Source organism: Streptomyces sp. NA02950, assembly GCF_013364155.1.
GTDB lineage: Bacteria > Actinomycetota > Actinomycetes > Streptomycetales > Streptomycetaceae > Streptomyces.
This window is the reverse complement of the sequence record NZ_CP054916.1, coordinates 6,842,619-6,859,005: the sequence shown is the minus strand read 5'-3', so window position 1 is coordinate 6,859,005 and position 16,387 is coordinate 6,842,619. Positions and strand designations below refer to the sequence as shown.

Here is a 16,387-nt window from a genome sequence, read left to right as displayed (position 1 = left end):
CGCCCCGGCGCGGCACGGGCGACGGCGGCACGGGCGACGGAGGGGGGCGCGGCATGAGCGGGAGCGTTCGGCTCGCGATATGCGCGACCCTCGCCACGGTGGCGGCCGGCTGTGCGCTGCTGCCCTTGGTGGACGCGTCCGGATGGCTGGTACAGGCGGTACTGCTGCTGACGGTCCAGAGCGCCGTGGGCGTGGCCGCCCGCCGGGTGCCGCTGGCCCGTCCACTGACCGTGGCGGCGCAGGCCCTGACCACGCTGGTGCTGCTCACGCTGGTCTTCGCACGGAGCCAGGCGCTCGGCGGACTGCTGCCGAGCCCGCAAGGCCTCCATGAGTTCGCGCTGCTGCTGCGCGCGGGCGCGGACGATGTCGGGCGGTATGCGATCCCGGCGCCGCTCACCGACGGCATCCGGCTGATGCTGGTCGGCGGGGTGCTGGTGATCGGCCTGGTGGTCGACGCTCTGGCGGTGACGTACCGCAGCGCCGCTCCGGCCGGGCTGCCGCTGCTGGCGCTGTACTCGGTCGCCGCCGGGCTGTCCGACGCCAGTGGCGACTGGCTGTGGTTCGTGGTGGCCTCGGCCGGTTATCTGGTGCTGCTGCTGGCCGAGGGCCGGGACCGGCTGTCGGCATGGGGCCGGGTGTTCAGCGGCGGGGCCCGCCATCCCGGGGGTGTCCCGCCGTCGGGGCTGGCCGGGGCCGGTGGCGGCCAGGCGCTCGCCCCGGTCCGCAACGGCCGCCGGATCGGTGTGCTGGCGCTGGGCATCGCGCTGGCGGTGCCCGCGGCGCTGCCCTCGCTGGACGGCGGACTGCTGGACCAGAAGACCGGCGGCAGTGGCGCGGGCGGCGGAGGCGGCACCATCTCGGCGGTGAATCCGCTGGTGTCGCTCCAGGACAGCCTGAACCAGCCGGAGAACAAGGAGGTGCTGCGGTACCGCACCTCCTCGCAGACCACCCAGGACCTCTATCTGCGGATCGTCGCGCTGGACAAGTTCGACGGCACCACATGGAAGTCCTCGGAGCGGCATGTCACGGATGTGCCGGACCAGATGCCGTCGCCTGCCGGTCTCGGCCCCTCGGTGCGGGTCTCCTCCATCGACACCTCCATCAAGGCCGCCGACTGGTACGCGCAGAACTGGCTGCCCCTCCCCTACCCCGCGTCCCGGATCGAGATCGACGGACGCTGGCGCTATGAGCCGGAGGGCCGCACGCTCGTCGGCGACCGCGGTCAGACCACCCGTGGCGCGCGCTACCGGGTCACCAGCCTGCTGGTGGAGCCCACGTCCGAGCAGCTGGCCGCGGCCCCGACACCGCCCAAGCGGCTGCTGCGCGAGTACACACAGGTGCCGGGCTCGCTGCCGTCCGTGGTCTCGCGTACGGCGCGGCAGGTGACGTCGGGGGCGGACAACGCGTACCAGAAGGCGGTGAAGCTCCAGGACTGGTTCGCGGTGAACGGCGGGTTCCGTTACGACACCCAGGTGCAGTCCGGCAGCGGCTCGGCCGCCATCGTCCGCTTCCTGAAGCAAAAGGAAGGCTTCTGCGTCCACTTCTCCTTCTCGATGGCCGCGATGGCCCGGACGCTGGGCATCCCGGCCCGGGTCGCCGTCGGCTTCACCCCCGGCACCACCCAGGCGGACGGCTCGGTGTCGGTCGGTCTGAAGGACGCGCACGCCTGGCCCGAGCTGTATTTCGAGGGCGTCGGCTGGACCCGCTTCGAGCCCACCCCGAGCCGTGGCACCCAGCCCGACTACACGATGGAGCAGACGCCCACGGACGAGCCGGGCGACGAGCCCTCGGCCGAGCCCAGCGCCTCCTCCGAGCCGTCGGCCGCGCCGACCGCCTCGGACACCTGCCCCCCGCAGATGAAGAAGGAGGGCGCCTGCGGCGGCCCCGCGGCCCAGCAGCCGGACAGCGGCTCCTCGGGCGGCGGCTGGTCCGGCTCCAAGATCACCAGCTGGAGTTCGCTGGCGGTGCTGCTGGCGGTGGTTCCCCTGCTGCCGATGCTGTGGCGGCGCCGGGTCCGGTCGCGCAGACTGGGCGGCTCCGACGGCCGCACCGAGCAGCACGCGTCCGACCGTGCGCTCGCGGCCTGGCGCGAACTGGTCGATTCGGCCTGGGACTTCGGCGTAGTACCGGACGACTCGCAGACCTCGCGGAACGCGGTGGCCCGGATCGTGCGGATCACCGGGATCGAGGGCGAGGCGGCGGAGGCGGCACACCGCGTGGCCACGGCGGTGGAGCAGGTGCTCTACGCCCCGCGTCCGCGCCCGAGCGCGGGCGTCGCGGACGATGTCCGCCAGGTGCTGGCCGGTCTCCGGTCCCGCGCCACCCGCTGGGAGCGCCTGCGGGCCCTCCTGCTCCCGCGCTCCGGTGCCCGCCTGGTCTGGGCGGCCTCGGACCGCCGGTCCCGGCTGGTCAACCGCTGGGGCACCCCCCGCTGGTCCCGCTGGGCCGCCCAGCTCCGCACTCCCCGCGACCAGCAAGGCTGACCCGCAGCGCGGGCCCCGGCCCACCGAATGGGCCGGGCCGGGGCCCGCGCCCTGGCAGCACGGCGGGTCGGGAGCCCCCCGGCCCAGCTGTCGGTGAGGCACGGCGACCCGGCTGGGACTGCGCCGGAGCCAGGCCCATGGGCTCAACCCGCAGTGCGGTTGTGGGGTCCCGGTACCGGGCCGCTCCCGTACGCGGGGCGGGCGTCTGCCGGGCCGGGGCCCGGCAGACGCCCCGGTCGGCCAGCAGCCGAGGAGCGGGGTCCGACCTCTGCCGGTCAACGGCGGAACGGCCGAGCGAGCCCGGTCCAGGCTGTCCCCGTACCGGGGAACGGCCCGACCTGCCTTGGGCCGAGCTCCGGGCCCCGTCCACCTCAGGCAGCTCTGACACCGGCGTTGGCGGCGAGGGGCGGTGAGGGTCGGCCCAGCCAACGGCAAGGGCTGTCGAAGCCCCAGCGGGCAAGGGGCAGCCAGGCGGGCGGCTCGGCCGGCCCCGTGCCGGTCCCGGCCCGGAGGATCTGAGGGGCCGCTCCCGGACCGGAGGGCCGGAGCGGCCGGTCCCGGCCTGGAAGGCCAGGGCCGCGGGAGACGCGCCGCACGGCCGGGGCCCCGGGGAGAGGGGCCGGTCCCCCGGGCCGCAGGGCAGACCCCGGCGGGCGGGCCGGAGGGCCGGGGGCCCTGGTAACGCGCCGCAGGACCGGGGGCCCGGGGGCGGGGCCGGGGGCCCGGGCTCAGGGGCGGGGCACCGCATGAGGAGGGGCGGCCACCGGATGGTGGCCGCCCCTCGGCGTCTCAGTGGTGCTCAGTGGCCCTGTTCATCGCGGCGGCGCTGCCACCGCTCCTCGATGCGGTCCATCATCGAACGGCGTTGACGGCTCTGGCGGCGGGGGGCCGCCGCACCGGCGCGCTGCGCCTCACCGGGCTTGGGCGCCTTGCGCCATCCCGTCACCGCGAGCACCGCACAGCCCAGCATGATCAGGAATCCCACCACGCTGATCCACGTCTTCGGGAGGATCACTCCGACCATCAGGAGCGCGATGCCCAGCAGAAAACCCGCGACCGCCAGGTAGACCCGTCGCCGGGTGTACGTGCGCAGGCCGCTTCCCTCAAGCGCTGTCGCGAACTTGGGATCTTCGGCGTACAGCGCTCGCTCCATTTGCTCGAGCATGCGCTGCTCGTGCTCCGAGAGCGGCACGGAGTCCTCCTACTCGTCGGTCGCGGGGGGCGACCGGGTGCGACCCTTTCAGGATAGGCAGGGAATCGCCCCCGTGAAACCCGCCCCTCAGCCCCAATTCGCCCACCGTTCCATGAGTAGCGAAAGTTGACGCTGAGACGTCCATTCCCCTCCCGCCGATTCGCCATGCCGGACGGTGTACCCCGATCATACGGGGCCGCGGGGCCGATCGGGGGGCCTGTGGCCTACTGCACCTGCTCCGTCCCTCCGGCGGCGGTGCGGGGCGGCGGTGCAGGTGGGAGGGCTGGTCACGCTCCGTCGGTCGCGCCCCGGCGCTCGTGACCCGGGTCAGTCACGCTCGGCGAGCACATGGAGCTGGGTCGCGACGGAGTGGAAGGCGGGCAGTTCGGCGGCGGCCGCCTCCAGCTGCAACAGCGCGTCCAGCGCCCCGGGCTCGGTGTCCACCAGCACCCCGGGCACCAGATCGGCGAAGACCCGCACCCCGTGCACCGCGCCGACCTCCAGCCCGGCCCCCGCCACCAGCTCGGTCAGCTGGTCGGCGGTGAAGCGGCGCGGCATCGGGTCCCCGGCGCCCCAGCGGCCCTCGGGGTCGGCAAGCGCTTGCCGGGCCTCGGTGAAATGTCCGGCCAGCGCGCGGGCCAGCACGGCACCGCCCAGGCCCGCGGCGAGGACGCTCAGCGTCCCGGCCGGGCGCAGCGCGGCAACCGCGTTCCGCAGGCCCTCGGCGGGGTCGTCCACGTACTCCAGCACCCCATGGCACAGGACCGCGTCGTAGCCGCCCCGCTCGACGACGTCGAACAGACCGTGGGCATCGCCCTGCACACCGCGCACCCGCTCGGCGACCCCGGCCTCCGCGGCCCGCCGCTCCAGCGCGAACAGTGCGTTCGGGCTCGGGTCGACCACCGTGACGCGGTGGCCGAGACGGGCGACCGGGACGGCGAAATTGCCGCTGCCGCCGCCGGTGTCCAGCACGTCCAGCGCCCCGTCCCGGCCGGTGGCCTTGGCCCGCCGGTCCAGGGCGTCTTTCAGGACCTCCCACACCACGGCGGTACGGAGGGACGCTCGCGGGCGCTGCGGGTCTGACACGGCGGGTGGCTCCTCGGCGCGGTGCCGCCACCGCCCGGGGCGATGACGACGACTTACTGACGTCGGCCCCAGCCTATTGCCTCCGGAGCCCCGGACGCCCACAGGCGCCGGGCGCATCCCGCTCCCCGCCCCGGCAGATCCCCCAACGCCCCCGCCGCCTCCACCAACAGCGGCCCGCGGGCCCCTCGCGCACCGCCCGGCGGACCCGTATGCCCGGTGGACCCCGCGCGCCCGGCGGTCACCGCCCCGGTGGCGTCTGCTGGGGCAGCACGGGCTGGAGCTGGAGCATCCGCTCCACCAGCCGCAGGAACATGGCCGCGTCGCGCAGCAGATCGTCGGCGTCCCGGCGGGTGGCCGCGCCCTGTATGCCCGCCTCGGCACGGGCCCGGCGCTCCGCGCCCGCGGCGAACAGCGCGCACCACTCGGTGAATTCGGGAGCGACTTCAGGCAGCACCTCCCAGGCGCTGCGGATACGGGCCCGGCGGCGGGCGGAGGACTCGGGCCGACCGCGCACCGCAAGCACGGCCGCTGCCGTGCGCAGGGCGGCCAGATGGGCGGTGGCGTAGCGCTCGTTGGCCGTCTCGAGCCCGGCGGCCTCCTCCAGGCCCTGGTGGGCCTGGCCGAGCAGGTCGAGGGCCGCGGGCGGGGCCGTCGCGCGGCGCAGCACAGGGTGGACATCGCTCGCGGGGCCGGTCAACGAAGGGGCAGGGGCGGCGGCACGGTGCCGGCGCGCTGCGGCGGTACTGGCCATGACGAACCTCCTGTCGTCGCGTGGCGGCCGGTCATGTGGTAGAGCGACCGCCGTATGGGCCCATCGTGGGGCACACCACTGACAATCGGCCCTGACCTGCGCACATGACCCCGGTGCGGCATCCGGGGCGAGTTGCCCTTATGCTTTTGCACTGACCAGTCAGTTCAATTTTATGTATCCCAGGACTCGCGAGGGGGAGTGGTTCTCGTGGAGGACACCCCGGACCGGAAGACCGGGGCGGCGGTGACGGCCGCGGGGCTCGGTGCCAAGGGCTCACGCGGCTGGGCGTTCCGCGATGTCGGCCTCAGCGCCGAACCCGGCGCACTGATAGCGGTCGAGGGCCCCTCCGGCTCCGGCCGCAGCTGTCTGCTCCTCACACTCACCGGGCGGATGCGCCCCGCCGCGGGGCAGGGCAGCATCGCCGGCTTCCGTGTTCCCCAACAGATGGCGCGTATACGCAGAATCAGCGCACTCGCCCAAGTGCCCGGGGTCAGCGAACTGGATCCGGTGCTCACCGTCGCCGAGCACCTGCGGGAACGCGCCCTGTTGCAACGCCGGTTCGGTGACGCGCCGCGCGGGCTGCTGCGACCCCGCCGCGAACGGGCCGCCGCCTCCCGGGCCGCGATCGACGACGCCGTACGGACCGCGGGGCTCGACCTCGACACCCTGCCCAAGGGGCCGCGCACGGCCGTACGGGACCTGGAGCGGCTGGAGGCGCTGCGCCTCTCGATCGCCCTCGCGCTGATCTCCCGGCCGCGGCTGCTGGCCGTCGACGACACCGACATGAAGCTCTCGGACACCGAACGCGACCAGGCGTGGGCGCTGCTGCGGGAGATCGCGGAGGGCGGTACCACCGTCCTCGCGGTGTGCAGCCAGGCCCCGGAGGACGCCGTTGTCGTCCCGACCCGCCCCGCCGAGGCGAGCGGCCACAACACGGCCCCGCACAAGGACCACCCGGACGAGACCACGACCGGCGACGAGGGCACGAACGAGAACGAGGAGGGGCCGGAGGATGCGCTCGCTGAAACTCGCCGCGCTTGAACTGAAGCGCTTCGGCAGGGGAAAGATGCCCCGGGCGGCGCTCGCCGCCCTGCTGCTGCTCCCCCTGCTCTACGGCGCCCTCTATCTGTGGTCGTTCTGGGACCCCTACGGCAAGCTGGAGAAGATCCCGGTCGCGCTGGTCAACGCCGACGACGGCGCCACCGTGAAGGGCAAGAGCCTGCACGCCGGTGACGACATCACCGAGAAGCTGCTCGACAGCAAGACCTTCGACTGGCAGCCCACCAGCGCCGCCGACGCCCGCGACGGCGTGGCGAACGGCCGGTACTACCTCTCGCTGACCGTGCCCCCGGACTTCAGCAAGGAGATCGCCTCCAGCTCCGGGAAGTCCCCGGAGACCGGCGCCCTCCGGGTGCACACCAACGACGCCAACAACTACATCGTCGGCCAGATCTCCCGCTCGGTCTTCAGCGAGGTGCGCGCCGCGGCCTCCACCAAGGCGTCCCGCGGCTTCTACGACAACATCTTCATCTCCTTCTCCGACATCCACGGCAAGACGGAGAAGGCCGCCAAGGGCGCCGACACGCTGGGCAACGGCATCTCCAAGGCGAAGAAGGGCACGGGCGAGCTCGCCAAGGGCCTCACCAAGGCCAAGAAGGGCAGCAAGGACCTCACGTCCGGGCTCGGCAAGCTCAACAAGGGCGCGGACAAACTGGAGAAGGGTTCGGGCAAGGTCGCCGCGGGCACCCAGACCCTCTCCGACAAGGTCAACGACGTCTCGGTCAAGGTCGGTCCCTTCCTGAAGAAGAACGGCAAGGAGATCGGCAGGGTCTCCCGGCTGGTCGCCGATGCCGCCCAGAAGGCGTCCGACCACCTCGACACCCTCCCGGAGACGACCTCCAGCGCGGCCACCAAGGCCCGTAAGGCATCCGACGACCTGGCCGCCGACTACCGGACGCGCTGCGAGGGCGTGGTGACCCTCGATCCGGACTGTCCGGCGCTGAAGAAGTCGGTGGCCGCCGCCGACACCGCCGCCGATGTGGCCGAGCAGGTCAACAAGCTGGTCCAGGACAACACCGATCAGCTCGACCTCCTCGGCACCCGGCTGGACGATCTGAACAAGAAGGCCACCTGGCTCGCCGACAACGCCCCGCACCTCGGCAAGGACCTCGACTCCGCCGTACGGAAGATCAACGCGCTCAACTCCGGGGCGCACAAGGTCGCCACGGGCGCCGACACGCTCCACACCGGCCTGTCCACCGCCAAGACCGGCGCGTCCGATCTCGACAGCGGCGTCGGCAAGCTGCACACCGGCGCGAACACGCTCAACGGCGGGATGTACAAGCTGGTCGACGGCTCCGGCAAGCTCTCCGGCGGGCTGCACGACGGCGCCGCGAAGATCCCCGACTACAACAAGCACGACCGGGACGCGCGCACCGAGGTGATGTCGGACCCGGTCCAGCTCGTCAACCAGGCGATGCACAAGGCACCCAACTACGGCACGGGTTTCGCCCCGTACTTCATCCCGCTCTCCCTCTGGGTGGGCGCGATGGTGGCCTACATGCTGATCCAGCCGCTCAACGGACGCGCCCTCGCCGCGGGCGCCTCCTCCTGGCGGGTGGCGTTCGCGGGCTGGCTGCCGGTCGCCGCGATCGGGGTGTTCCAGACGTTGGCGCTGATGGCCGTACTGCACTGGGCGGTCGGCCTCCAGATGGTGCGCGCGGCGGGCACCATCGGCTTTCTGATGCTGGTGACGGCGTGCTTCGCGGCGATCGTGCAGTGGCTCAACGCCCGCTTCGGACCGGCCGGGAGAATCCTCGTCCTGGCGCTGCTGATGCTCCAGCTGACCTCGGCGGGCGGTACCTATCCGGTGCAGACCAGCCCCCGTTTCTTCAACGCGATCCACCCCTTCCTGCCGATGAGCTACGTCGTGGACGGACTGCGCCGCCTCATCACCGGAGGCGGGCTCGGCCCGGTCTGGCTGGCGTGCGCGGTGCTGGCCGGCTACACCGTGGCCGCCCTCGCCCTCACCGCCTGGTCGGCCCGGCGCAAGCAGGTGTGGTCGGTCGACCGGCTGCACCCGGAGCTGAGCCTGTGAGCGGGACCACGTGGGCAGCGGGCACAATCGGCGCCATGGACAGCAGCAACACACGCCGCCAGGCCACCCGTCAGAAACTCTTCGAGGCAGCGGTCACCCTCATCGCGGAACAGGGCTTCTCCTCCACCACCGTGGACGAGATCGCCGAGCGGGCGGGGGTGGCCAAGGGCACGGTCTACTACAACTTCGCGAGCAAGACCGTGCTCTTCGAAGAGCTGCTGCGGCACGGCGTCGAGCTGCTCGCCACCTCGCTCCAGCTCGCCTCCGACGAGAACGCCGAACGCGGCGGCAGCCATGTGGACGGGCTGGACGCGATGGTCCGCGCCGGGCTCGGCTTCATCTCCCGCTATCCGGCGCTCACCCAGCTGTACGTGGCCGAGCTGTGGCGCACCAACCGCGCCTGGCAGTCCACCCTGATGATGGTCCGGCAGCGCGCCATAGCGGTGATCGAGGCCGAGCTGCGGGACGGCGTGGCCACGGGCGAGCTGAGTGAGGACCTCGACATCCCGCTGACCGCCTCGGCGCTGTTCGGGATGGTCCTGGTGGCCGCGCTCGACTGGCAGTCGTACCAGCCCGAACGGTCGCTGGACGATGTGCACGCGGCGCTCTCGCTGCTGCTCCAGGGGCGCGTGGGCGGCGGGGCGATGGCCAAGGGCACCCCGGCCTCCGGCTAGCGGCGGCGGGAACCGGGTGGCTCCGGGGAGACACGCGGGCACGGCATAGAGCCCGTCGGCAGAAGGCCCGGCACAGCAGAAGGCGCTGTCCCGGCGCGGTTTCGACCCCCATCGGTCCCGCGCCGGAACAGCGCCTCCCCCCGTAACTCCCCCGTAGAAGCCACCGTGGCAGCGGTGGCTCCCCCGTACGCCCCCGGTATGTCCGGGCCCCACGCCGTTCCGCCGCCCCGTGTCGGCGGTCCGGCGCGCGGCCCTTCCGTGTGCTCCACTCTTCCGTCCGGACGGCGTCCGCCCCATCCGCGCGGCTACTCATCTCCCGGTCTGAGTACGCGTACTCAGACCCCCCGCGCTCCTCCCCACGGACCTGCCCCCGGCCGCCGTCCGCGGCTGTCGGTGGCGGCGGATAAAGTCGCGGTCATGGCACGGATTGCGGTGATCGGCGCGGGGATGGGCGCCATGGCGACGGCGGCCCGGCTGGCCGTCGCGGGCCACCGGGTGGTGGTGTACGAGCGCGGCCGGACCCACGGCGGCGGGGTGGGGCGCCTGTCGCGGGACGGCTTCTCCTTCGACACCGGCCCGGGGCTGCTCCGGCTGCCCGCGGTCTACCGGGATCTGTTCGTGAAGACCGGCAAGGAGACGCTGGAGCAGAGCGTCGAGCTCATCCAGGTCGATCCTGCCGCCCGCCATCTCTTCCCCGACGGCACCGAGGTGCTGCTGCCCAACGCCTCGCACGGCGGGGTGAGCCAGGCCCTGGACGGCGCCTTCGGCGCGGGCGCGGGCGAGCGCTGGAGCGATCTGGTCAACCGGGCCCGTGACGTGTGGGACGCCACCCGCAGACCGCTGCTCGAGGAGCCGCTGCGCTCCGACTGGCAGGTCCTGGGCCGCGATCCGTATCCGGCCGCCCCGGTGCGGCGCGGCTGGTTCGGCGGCCGCCGCCCGCCCACGCTCACCGATGTAGCGCGGCGCGAGCTGAGGGATCCGAGGGCGGTGGCCCTGCTGGAGAGCCATGCCCTGGCCCATGGCCTCGATCCGCGTTCCGCCCCCGCCGCGGCCACCGTGCTGCCCTATATCGAGCAGACCTTCGGCACCTGGTACGTGCGCGGCGGGATGCGCGCGCTGGCCGACGCGCTGTACGAGCGTTGCCGTGCGCGCCGCGTCGAGTTCCGGTTCGGCGCCGAAATCTCCGCCATCGTCGAGAAGGACGGCCGCGCGGCGGGCCTGGAGCTGGCCGACGGCACCGCCGTCGAGGCGGACGCGGTGGTCGCGGCCGTCGACCCCGCGCTGCTGCCCCCGCTGCTCGGCGGGCGGCGCCCCTGGCACGACGGCGACGTCACCCCCGACCTGGGCCCCGGGAACGCCACCCCGGGCCGTCTCACCGTCCATCTGGCGCTGCGCGGCGCCCGCCCCGAGGGCACCGCGCACCGGACCGTGGTCCACGCCCCGGACCGGGCCGCGGAGTTGGCCGGTGTCTTCGGCGACGGCCACAGCATGCGCCGCCCCTGTGTGCGCCCCACCGTGACCGTGCTCCGGCCGGACGACCCCACCGTGTGCCCGGACGCGGACCACGAGGCCGTCACGCTCACCGCCGTGGTCGCCCCGCACGGCCCGGTGGACTGGGCCGACCGCGAGGCCGCCGAGGACGACGCGGACGGGCTGATGACCGCGGCCAAGACGGTGATCCCGGACCTGGCGGACCGGGTGCTGTGGCGCGAGGTCCGTACGCCCGTCGACACCGCCGCGGACACCGGCGCCCGCGGCGGCGCGGTCCCCGCCCCGGCCCTCGCGGGCGCCGAAGGCCGCCTGCTGCGCCCGGCCAACCTCACCCGGCTGCCGGGCCTGTACCTGGCGGGCGGCTGGTCCCACCCCGGCGGTGGCCTGGCCCACGCCGGAATGTCGGGCGCACTGGTGGCCGGCCTGATCGTCGAAGGCGAGGACTTCCGCGGCTCCCAGTAGCGGGGCGCACGGACCGAACGGAGCCGGGCCGGGCAGTGCGGTCATCGCGGAGCGGCAGCCCGCTCCGCGCCGGGCTCATCGGCGGTACTGCTCGTAGCCCCACTACCGGTCCGGGTACGGCTGGTCGGCCGGAGGCCAGGCCTTGCGTCACGCCGCCGCAGGGGCGCGGCATCGGGCAGGACGGGCCCCTGGGCGCGGCAGCGCCGGGGACGCCCCGGGGCGGGGCGGCCCCGCGCCGGGCTCAGTAGCGGTACGGCTCGCGTAGCCCCGCTGCCGGTACGGATACGGCCGCTCGGCCGAGGGCTGGGCCGCGCCGCTCGAGCGCCGCCCGGACGCGGTCGGGCCGCCGCGGTCGGCGTCCGGCGGAACACGCGACGGGACGGGCGCGGCAGCGCCGGCACGTGCCCGGGCGGGGCGGCCCGTCGTCGGGGTCAGTAGCGGTACTGCTCGTCGTAGCCCTGCTGGAAGCCCTGCTGCGGGTAGGGGTACGGCTGGTCGGCCGGGGGCCGGGCCTCGCCGTCGCGCTGCTGGGGCACCCAGGTGCCGCCGGGCTGCATCGCGTCGCCGCCGGGGGCGTACTGCGCCTGCTCGGGGTACGAGCCGGCCGCCGCCCAGTGGTCGCCGCCGAGCGGGTCGGCGGCGTACGGGTCCTGCTGCCCGTAGGCGGCGTACGGATCGGGGTACTGCTGCTGGCCGTACGGCTGCTGCTGGGCGTACGGATCGGCCTGGGGCTGCGGCTGGGGCTGCGGCTGGGCGCCACCGTACGGGTCGCCGTACGCCGCGTACGCCTCGTTGCCGTAGTCGTACTGCCCCTGCTGCCCCGCCTGACCCGCGTCGGCATACACGTCCTGGCCGTAGGCGTAGCCGTGGCCCTGGCTGTTGTCCTGCGAGCCGTAGCCGCCGTAGGTCTCGTACGCGCTGTAGCCGCCGTCCGCGCCCCCGCCGTACGCGGACGCCCCGGCGGGTGCGGAGGGCATGAAGGGCGAGCTGTCGTCGTAGACGCCGTACTCACCGGTGTCGTCGGGCATCGGCTCGGGCCGGTACATGGGCGGTTCGGCCGGGGCGCTCGGGACCGCCTCGAGCTCCGAGACCTCAAGGATCGGTTCCGCCTCCGGCTCGGGCGGCCCGGCGCGCTCCTCGTCCCGGCCCCCGCCGAGCCCCGGCAGTCCGCCGCGCAGCGCCCATCCGGCCTCGAAGCCGCGCCGGAAGGAGAGCGTCACATAGGTCTGGCCGATCGCGAACGCGACCGCGCCGATCCCGATCACCAGCACGGACGGGACCAGCACCCCGGCGACGACGCCGAGGAAACCGACGAAGGCCAGCAGCCGCCAGCGCAGCCGCGCCTTGTACTGCAGCAGCACCTCTCCCAGCAGCCACAGCGCGACGACGCCGAAAGCGATGTAGAGGACCGTCCAGCCCATGCCCGCCCCTCTCAGTGCGGCTGCCCGTCGGCTGCCGTCACGAGGACCGCTGATGCAGTCCCAGATTCTCGTAGATTTCCAGCGTCGCCGTGGAGTGGTTCAGGGTGATGAAGTGCAGCCCGGGGATCTCCTCGGCCATCAACCGCGCACACAGCTCGGTGGCGTAGTCGATCCCGATCGAGCGTACAGCGGCCGCGTCGTCCTTCACCGCCAGGATCCTCTCCGCGAGCTCGGGCGGGAACGCGGCATTGCTGAGCTTGGCGAACCGCTCGATCTGCCGCACGTTCGTGACCGGCATGATCTCAGGGATGATGGGCGTCGTACAGCCCGCTGCCGCCACCCGGTCGCGCAGCCGCAGATAGTCCTCCGGGAAGAAGAACATCTGCGTGATCGCGAAATCGGCGCCCGCGCGGCACTTGTTCACGAAGTGACGGATGTCGGTGTCCCAGTCCGTGGAGCGGGGGTGCATCTCGGGGAAGGCGGCGACGCCCACGCAGAAGTCGCCCGACTCCTTGATCAGCCGGACCAGCTCGGCGGCGTAGCCCAGGCCCTCGGGGTGCCGGATCCACTCCCCCATCGGGTCGCCCGGTGGGTCACCGCGCAGCGCGAGCATGTTCCGGATCCCGGCGTCGGCGTACTGGCCGATGATGTTGCGCAGCTCGGCCCGGGAGTGGTCGATCGCGGTCAGATGGGCGACGGGGGTCAGGGTGGTGTCGGTCGCGATGCGCTCGGTGGCGCGCACCGTGCCCTCGCGGGAGGAGCCGCCGGCGCCGTACGTCACGGAGACGAAGGTCGGCGAGACGGCCTCCAGTCGGCGGATGGCGTTCCACAGCGTGTGCTCGCCCTTCGCCGTTTTGGGGGCGAAGAACTCGAAGGAATACGACTGCTCGCCCGACGCGAGCAGATCACGCACGGTGCGCGCGCGATCGGTCCTGGTGGAAGCGGTGCCTAGGGCCATATTGGGAAGGTTAGCCAGCGGGGTGGACCGCGCCCACCCGAGAGGACGATATTTACCTTTTGCCGGGGTCGCGTCCCGCAGTGCGGACACCCGGCACGCCCTCCCCTCACCGGGGACTACGCGGCGCGGACCCGCTTGGCCAGGCTCGCCGCCGCCTCCGCCGGGTCGTCGGCGGCCGTGATCGCCCGGACCACCACGATCCGCCGCGCCCCCGCCTCCAGCACCTCGTCCAGGTTGGACGCGTCGATACCGCCGATGGCGAACCAGGGGCGGGAGGGGCGCAGCGCGGCCGTGTGGCGCACCAGGGACAGCCCCGGGGCGGGGCGGCCGGGCTTGGTGGGGGTGGGCCAGCAGGGGCCGGTGCAGAAGTAGTCGACGCCGGGCTGGGCGACCGCCGCGTCCACCTCCGCCTCCGCATGGGTGGAGCGCCCGATCAGCACGTCTCGGCCGAGGATCGCGCGGGCCGCCGGAACGGGAAGGTCTCCCTGGCCCAGATGGAGGACATCGGAGTCGATGGCGTGGGCGACGTCCGCGCGGTCGTTGACCGCCAGCAGCTTGCCGTGGCGGCGGCACGCCTCGGCGAAGACGGCCAGGTGGTCCAGCTCCTCGGCGGCCTCCATGCCCTTGTCCCGGAGCTGGACGATGTCCACCCCGGAGGCCAGTACGGCGTCCAGGAACTCCGGCAGGTCGCCCTGGCGCTTCCGGGCGTCGGTGCACAGATACAGCCGCGCGTCGGCCAGCCGCTCGCGAGCGGACGAGCCGGCGGACAGGCTTCCGTGCGAGCCGGCGGACGGGCTGGTGGCGGTCATGGTGCGGCGGTCCCCCCGGGTCGGCGGCGTACGGGCTGGGGACGATGACCCCGCCCGTACGCCGAGGTGGTGGTGCGTGGTGCGTGAATGCGTAGTGCGGTCAGACGGCCAGGGCCTGTGCCCGGCGCTTCACTTCCGTGCCGCGATTCTCGCGCAGGGCCCGCGCCGGGGTGCCGGGCAGGCTGGGGTCGGGGGTGAAAAGCCACTCCAGCATCTCTTCATCGCTGAAGCCGTCGTCCTTCAGAAGCGTCAAGGTCCCCACGAGGCCCTTGACGACCTTGCCGTCACCGATGAACTCCTCGGGCACCTGGAGCACCCGGTTCTCGCCACGGCGTACCGCGATCAGCTGGCCCTCCTTGACAAGCTGCCGGACGCGGGTCACCTCGACACCGAGCTTCTCGGCGGCGTCGGGGAGGGTGAGCCAGGCGGGGACGAGAGCATCGATCTTTGCGTCAATCTCGGTCACGGAACAAGCCTGCCATCTGGGACTGACAGTGGATAGCCGGGTGTCCGCCGCGCGGGCCGCCCCGACCCGACCGCCGGGCCCCCGCCGCCGGGTCCGCCCGCGTCGGCCCGGCGGTCGGGAACGGTCAGGAAACGGCGGACTTCAGCGGCACCGAGGGGTCCATGGCCCGTACCCGGTCCAGCCGGGCGCCGCGCTCGATCAGCCTGCGGCCCTGGGCCAGATCGCGCGGACGGCCGACGGCCAGCAGAGCGACCAGGGCCCCCTCCCGCAGCCAGCAGACCGCCCAGGACGCCCCGGCCGGATCACCCCGCCACACCAGTTCGTCGGCCTCCGAGTGGTGCCCCGCGTACTGGACGAACCGCCCGAACTGCTCGGACCAGAAGTACGGCACCGGGTCGTAGACCGCGACCGCGGTGTGCGCGGCCGTCCGGCTGCCCACGACGTTGGCGGCCACCGTGCGCGGCCCCTGGAGCGCGTTGTCCCAGTGGTGCACCAGCAGCCGGGTGCCGTAGCGCGCGGAGGGGAAGGACGCGCAGTCGCCGACCGCGTAGACGTCCGGCACCGAGGTGCGCAGCCGCTCGTCGGCGGCCACGGACCGGTCGTCCGCCAGGTTCACGCCGGAGCCCGCCAGCCAGTCCGTGGCGGGCCGCGCGCCGATGCCGACGACCACCGCGCCCGCCCGCAGCCGGGTGCCGTCACCGAGCAGCAGCCCGCTCTCGTCCACCGCGTCCACCCGGGCGCCGGTGACCAGGGTGGCGCCGTAGTCCGCGTACCAGTCGGCCATGGGGGCGGCGACCTCGGCCGGGAGGGCGCCCGCCAGCGGCCGGTCGGCGGCCTCGACGACGGTCACCGCGCAGCCCGCCTCCCGGGCGGCGGTGACGAACTCCGCGCCGATCCAGCCCGCCCCCACGACCACGATCTCGTGCTGCCGGGCGAGCACCGGGCGCAGCCGCTCGGCGTCGTCCAGGGTGCGCAGCAGATGGACACCGGGGACGCCCTCGCTGCCGGGCAGGGCGATCGGCTCGGCACCGGTGGCGAGCACCACGACGTCGTACGGCACCGGCCCGGACTCGGTCTCCAGCCGCCGGTCGCCGCTGCTCAGCGCGGAGACCGTGACACCGAGCCGCAGCTCGATGCCGAGCGCCTGGAAGTCCACGTCGAACGCCGACCCTTCGGCCTTGCCGAGCAGCACGGCCTTGGACAGCGGCGGCCGGTCGTACGGCTGGTGGGGCTCCGCGCCCAGCAGCAGGATCTCCCCGGCCCAGCCCTCTTCGCGCAGCGCGACGGCGGTCTGCACTCCCGCCATGCCCGCGCCGACGATCACCACACGCTGTCCGCTGCCCACTGTGGACGTCGACCTCGTCGTCTCATCGCTCACACGATCACTGTATGGCGGTGTGCGGGACGGACCGCAGAGCGCGGGGCGAGATCTCCCATTCACGATCGGTGAAAGGCATACGGCAGGTTGTTGCCGTGATTCCCGGCTCGCCCGGTTCG

13 protein-coding genes are annotated in these 16,387 nt (G+C 73.6%); 5 read left to right on the top strand and 8 right to left on the bottom strand.

The annotated features are described in order from the left end of the window. Positions 1 to 53: 53 nt before the first annotated feature. Positions 54 to 2,483, top strand: coding sequence for a DUF3488 and transglutaminase-like domain-containing protein (locus tag HUT19_RS30145; RefSeq protein WP_176183464.1), 2,430 nt, complete (start codon positions 54 to 56; stop codon positions 2,481 to 2,483). A 799-nt stretch (positions 2,484 to 3,282) separates the two neighbouring features. Here HUT19_RS30145 and HUT19_RS30140 read toward each other — a convergent pair. From HUT19_RS30140 to HUT19_RS30130, 3 genes are all read right to left on the bottom strand, one after another. Continuing rightward, positions 3,283 to 3,675, bottom strand: coding sequence for a DUF3040 domain-containing protein (locus HUT19_RS30140; RefSeq protein ID WP_176183463.1), 393 nt, complete (start codon positions 3,673 to 3,675; stop codon positions 3,283 to 3,285). Positions 3,676 to 4,002: 327 nt separating this feature from the next. Beyond that, a complete protein-coding gene (locus tag HUT19_RS30135) occupies positions 4,003 to 4,761 on the bottom strand; it encodes a methyltransferase (protein WP_176183462.1) in 759 nt (252 codons plus the stop codon). A gap of 238 nt (positions 4,762 to 4,999) precedes the next feature. Next, positions 5,000 to 5,512, bottom strand: a complete 513-nt coding sequence (locus HUT19_RS30130; protein WP_176183461.1) for an SAV_6107 family HEPN domain-containing protein — start codon at positions 5,510 to 5,512, stop codon at positions 5,000 to 5,002. 207 nt (positions 5,513 to 5,719) lie between these two features. Here HUT19_RS30130 and HUT19_RS30125 point away from each other — a divergent pair, with 207 nt between their 5' ends. The 4 genes from HUT19_RS30125 to HUT19_RS30110 all read left to right on the top strand — a co-directional run bounded on the left by HUT19_RS30125 (position 5,720) and on the right by HUT19_RS30110 (position 11,236). Further along, on the top strand, positions 5,720 to 6,553 hold the full coding sequence (locus HUT19_RS30125) for an ATP-binding cassette domain-containing protein (RefSeq protein ID WP_254885864.1): 834 nt from the start codon (positions 5,720 to 5,722) through the stop codon (positions 6,551 to 6,553). Then, entirely contained in the window at positions 6,525 to 8,609 is a 2,085-nt protein-coding gene (locus tag HUT19_RS30120) for a YhgE/Pip family protein (protein ID WP_176183459.1), read from the top strand. The genes HUT19_RS30125 and HUT19_RS30120 overlap by 29 nt, the downstream gene beginning before the upstream one ends. Positions 8,610 to 8,644: 35 nt before the next feature. Continuing rightward, a complete protein-coding gene (locus HUT19_RS30115) occupies positions 8,645 to 9,283 on the top strand; it encodes a TetR/AcrR family transcriptional regulator (protein WP_176183458.1) in 639 nt (212 codons plus the stop codon). Between the two features lie 417 nt (positions 9,284 to 9,700). Then, on the top strand, positions 9,701 to 11,236 hold the full coding sequence (locus tag HUT19_RS30110) for an NAD(P)/FAD-dependent oxidoreductase (RefSeq protein ID WP_176183457.1): 1,536 nt from the start codon (positions 9,701 to 9,703) through the stop codon (positions 11,234 to 11,236). 431 nt (positions 11,237 to 11,667) lie between these two features. Here HUT19_RS30110 and HUT19_RS30105 read toward each other — a convergent pair whose 3' ends face one another. The 5 genes from HUT19_RS30105 to HUT19_RS30085 form a co-directional block, all read right to left on the bottom strand. Further along, positions 11,668 to 12,657 carry a hypothetical protein gene (locus HUT19_RS30105; protein ID WP_176183456.1) on the bottom strand — a complete coding sequence of 330 codons (990 nt, stop codon included), beginning with the start codon at positions 12,655 to 12,657 and terminating at the stop codon, positions 11,668 to 11,670. Positions 12,658 to 12,694: 37 nt separating this feature from the next. Continuing rightward, positions 12,695 to 13,615 (bottom strand): methylenetetrahydrofolate reductase [NAD(P)H], encoded by a 921-nt coding sequence (gene metF / locus HUT19_RS30100; protein WP_176183455.1) that lies wholly within the window; start codon positions 13,613 to 13,615, stop codon positions 12,695 to 12,697. Between the two features lie 116 nt (positions 13,616 to 13,731). Beyond that, positions 13,732 to 14,424, bottom strand: a complete 693-nt coding sequence (gene thiE, locus HUT19_RS30095) for a thiamine phosphate synthase (RefSeq protein WP_176183454.1) — start codon at positions 14,422 to 14,424, stop codon at positions 13,732 to 13,734. Positions 14,425 to 14,524: 100 nt separating this feature from the next. Then, on the bottom strand, positions 14,525 to 14,890 hold the full coding sequence (locus HUT19_RS30090) for an Rv2175c family DNA-binding protein (protein ID WP_176183453.1): 366 nt from the start codon (positions 14,888 to 14,890) through the stop codon (positions 14,525 to 14,527). A gap of 124 nt (positions 14,891 to 15,014) precedes the next feature. Further along, positions 15,015 to 16,196: an NAD(P)/FAD-dependent oxidoreductase gene (locus HUT19_RS30085; protein WP_254886242.1), complete on the bottom strand. Its 1,182-nt coding sequence runs from the start codon at positions 16,194 to 16,196 to the stop codon at positions 15,015 to 15,017. Positions 16,197 to 16,387 lie beyond the last annotated feature (191 nt).

What these genes read in the sequence shown, in the direction of transcription:
- HUT19_RS30145 (WP_176183464.1), top strand. Translation starts at nt 54, where the DNA reads ATGAGCGGGAGCGTTCGGCTCGCGATATGCGCGACCCTCGCCACGGTG.
- HUT19_RS30130 (WP_176183461.1), bottom strand. Translation starts at nt 5,512, where the DNA reads ATGGCCAGTACCGCCGCAGCGCGCCGGCACCGTGCCGCCGCCCCTGCC.
- HUT19_RS30120 (WP_176183459.1), top strand. Translation starts at nt 6,525, where the DNA reads ATGCGCTCGCTGAAACTCGCCGCGCTTGAACTGAAGCGCTTCGGCAGG.
- HUT19_RS30115 (WP_176183458.1), top strand. Translation starts at nt 8,645, where the DNA reads ATGGACAGCAGCAACACACGCCGCCAGGCCACCCGTCAGAAACTCTTC.
- HUT19_RS30110 (WP_176183457.1), top strand. Translation starts at nt 9,701, where the DNA reads ATGGCACGGATTGCGGTGATCGGCGCGGGGATGGGCGCCATGGCGACG.
- HUT19_RS30105 (WP_176183456.1), bottom strand. Translation starts at nt 12,657, where the DNA reads ATGGGCTGGACGGTCCTCTACATCGCTTTCGGCGTCGTCGCGCTGTGG.
- metF (WP_176183455.1), bottom strand. Translation starts at nt 13,615, where the DNA reads ATGGCCCTAGGCACCGCTTCCACCAGGACCGATCGCGCGCGCACCGTG.
- thiE (WP_176183454.1), bottom strand. Translation starts at nt 14,424, where the DNA reads ATGACCGCCACCAGCCCGTCCGCCGGCTCGCACGGAAGCCTGTCCGCC.
- HUT19_RS30085 (WP_254886242.1), bottom strand. Translation starts at nt 16,196, where the DNA reads ATGGCGGGAGTGCAGACCGCCGTCGCGCTGCGCGAAGAGGGCTGGGCC.